The 2,533-nt window shown below is 67.7% G+C and carries 3 protein-coding genes; 1 reads left to right on the forward strand and 2 read right to left on the reverse strand.

The features are described from left to right. Positions 1 to 1,156: acyl-CoA dehydrogenase family protein (locus B3547_RS10010; RefSeq protein WP_292962641.1), on the forward strand; the 1,156-nt coding region annotated here is incomplete at its 5' end. A gap of 10 nt (positions 1,157 to 1,166) precedes the next feature. Here B3547_RS10010 and B3547_RS10015 read toward each other — a convergent pair. Both B3547_RS10015 and B3547_RS10020 read right to left on the reverse strand, forming a co-directional pair. Then, on the reverse strand, positions 1,167 to 1,745 hold the full coding sequence (locus tag B3547_RS10015) for a lysozyme (protein ID WP_292962644.1): 579 nt from the start codon (positions 1,743 to 1,745) through the stop codon (positions 1,167 to 1,169). 152 nt (positions 1,746 to 1,897) lie between these two features. Further along, on the reverse strand, positions 1,898 to 2,533 hold a 636-nt coding region (locus B3547_RS10020), incomplete at its 5' end, for a methionine adenosyltransferase domain-containing protein (protein WP_292962647.1).

Consider the following 2,533-nt stretch of genomic DNA (forward strand, 5'->3'; position numbering starts at 1 on the left):
GCGCACCGATTTCGAGAACGGCGGCTTGCCTCGCCACGAATGGGAGGAGCTGCTGACCGAGGCCACCCGCCGCGCCGACGCCGCCGGCCACTGGCGCTTTTCCGCGCCGAAGAAGTACGGCGGCAAGGACGGCTCCAACCTGTGGATGGCAGTCATCCGCGAACACTTCGCCGCCAAGGGGCTGGGCCTGCACAACGATCTCCAGAACGAACACTCGATCGTCGGCAATTTCCCGTTCGTCGCCATGTTCGAACACTTCGGCACGCCCGAACAGCAGCAGGAATTCATCTTCGGCGGGTTCGAACGCCGCCGCCGGGTGGCTTTCGGCCTGACCGAGCCGGAGCACGGTTCCGACGCCACCCACATGGAAACCCGCGCGGTGCGCGAAACGCGCGATGGCGTGCCCGGCTGGCGCATCGATGGCGAGAAGATGTGGACCACCGGGATGCACGTCGCCACGCATTGCGCCACGTTCGCGCGCACCAGCGGGCAGGACGGGGAAGCCAAGGGCATCACCTGCTTTCTCGTGCCCAATCCCGCCGACGGGCTGGTGATCGAGGAATACCTGTGGACCTTCAACATGCCCACGGATCATCCGCGCGTGTCGTTCACCAACGTCTGGGTGCCCGATAGCGCGGTGCTCGGGCCGGTCGACGGCGGTCTCGCCATCGCGCAGAGCTTCGTCCATCAGAACCGCATCCGCCAGGCCGCCTCCTCATTGGGCGCGGCCACGTTCTGCGTCGAGGAAGCGGTCCGCTACGCGCGCGAACGCAAGCCGTTCGGCGAGGATCTCGCCCGCAACCAGGCCATCCAGTTCCCGCTGGTGGAGCTTGCCACCCAGTGCGAGATGCTGCGCCTGCTGATCCGCAAGACCGCGTGGCAGATGGACCGGATGGAGCACCGCCAGATCGAGCGCGAGCTGTCCGACAAGGTCTCGATGTGCAACTACTGGGCGAACCGGCTGGTCTGCGAAGCGGCGGACCGCGCGATGCAGGTCCATGGCGGCATCGGCTATTCGCGGCACAAGCCGTTCGAGCACATCTTCCGCCACCACCGCCGCTATCGCATCACCGAAGGGGCCGAGGAAATCCAGATGCGCAAGGTGGGGGGCTACCTGTTCGGCTACATGGGGCCGCGCAAGAGCCAGTTCGCCTGAGGCCCCTCCATCACGCCGGGGTGGCGATCTCGCGCGGCTCTCCGGCGAACAGCCGCGCGATCACCGGCGCGATCGCGATGCGTTTCGCCCCGGCCGGGCGGTAGGCGGGCTTGGCCACATCATAGACCAGCGCGGTGCCGTCGGCGGTCCAGGCGCCGTCGAAGAACAGCGCCTGTTCGCGCTGGCGGCGCGGCAGCAGCGCGGCCGGGCGCGCCCAGTCGAGCATGGCGGCGCGGGCGCCCGGCGCATCGCCGGCCACGAAGCGGCGGACCCAACCAGCCCGCGCGATCGCCCCGGTGTTCCAGTGGAACGAAAGCGCGGCGCCCAGCTGCGGCTCGGTCAGCTCCAGCGCGCCGAACGCCGCCAGCACCGCCGGCAGGTATTTCGTCCGCAGCAACCACAGGAACACCGCCAGGCAATGGTCCAGCGGCTGCGGATTGTCCTTGTAGCGCGGAAAGACCGCGTGCCCCGAAGCCTGGGTGACCCCCACGCTCCAGGTCCACACGCCCACACTGTCACGATAGGCTTCGCGCGCCACGCCTTCGTGGGCGATCAGTTCAAGGACAATCCGGGGGGTCAGGTCGCGCATGGCTCGCTCCGCCAAAAGCCAGGCTCATGGCGCAGGACGGCCCATGTAGGACAGCGCAATTGCAACCCATCACGCCGCGCCCGAAAACGGGAACGGCCCGCCCCCCGGAAAGGGAGCGGGCCGTCCGCTATCCGTGCCCTGGCGTTACCCGCTCAGGCGAAGGCGGCCTTCAGGTCGTCCACCAGATCGAGCCGTTCCCACGGGAAGAAATCGCCCTCGGCCTTGCGCCCGAAGTGGCCATAGGCGGCGGTGGGCTGATAGATCGGCTTGTTGAGGCCCAGATGCGTGCGGATCGCGCGCGGAGTCAGACCGCCCAGCTTGGCGATGCCCTTGATCGCCTGTTCGATCCGGTCGTCGCCCACGGTGCCCGTGTCGTGCGTATCGACATAGAGCGAGAGCGGTTCGGACACGCCGATGGCATAGGCGATCTGGATCGTGCAGCGCGTGGCAAGGCCCGCCGCGACCACGTTCTTGGCAAGGTAGCGGGTGATGTAGGCCGCCGAACGGTCGACCTTGGTCGGGTCCTTGCCCGAGAACGCGCCGCCGCCGTGCGGGCTGGCGCCGCCATAGGTATCGACGATGATCTTGCGCCCGGTCAGGCCGGCATCGCCGTGCGGGCCACCCGTCACAAAGCGGCCAGTCGGGTTGACGTAATACTTTGTGCTGGCGTCGATCAGTTCGGCCGGCACAACCTTATGGAAGATGTCTTCGATCACGTCTTCGCGGATCTGCTCCTGGCTGACATCAGCGGCGTGCTGCGTGCTGATCAGCAGCGTGTCGACGCGCAC

Source organism: Novosphingobium sp. UBA1939 (assembly GCF_002336885.1).
In the GTDB taxonomy this organism is placed as follows: Bacteria; Pseudomonadota; Alphaproteobacteria; order Sphingomonadales; family Sphingomonadaceae; genus Novosphingobium.

Coding starts and splice junctions, on each gene's coding strand:
- B3547_RS10015 (WP_292962644.1), bottom strand. CDS start 1,745: ATGCGCGACCTGACCCCCCGGATTGTCCTTGAACTGATCGCCCACGAA.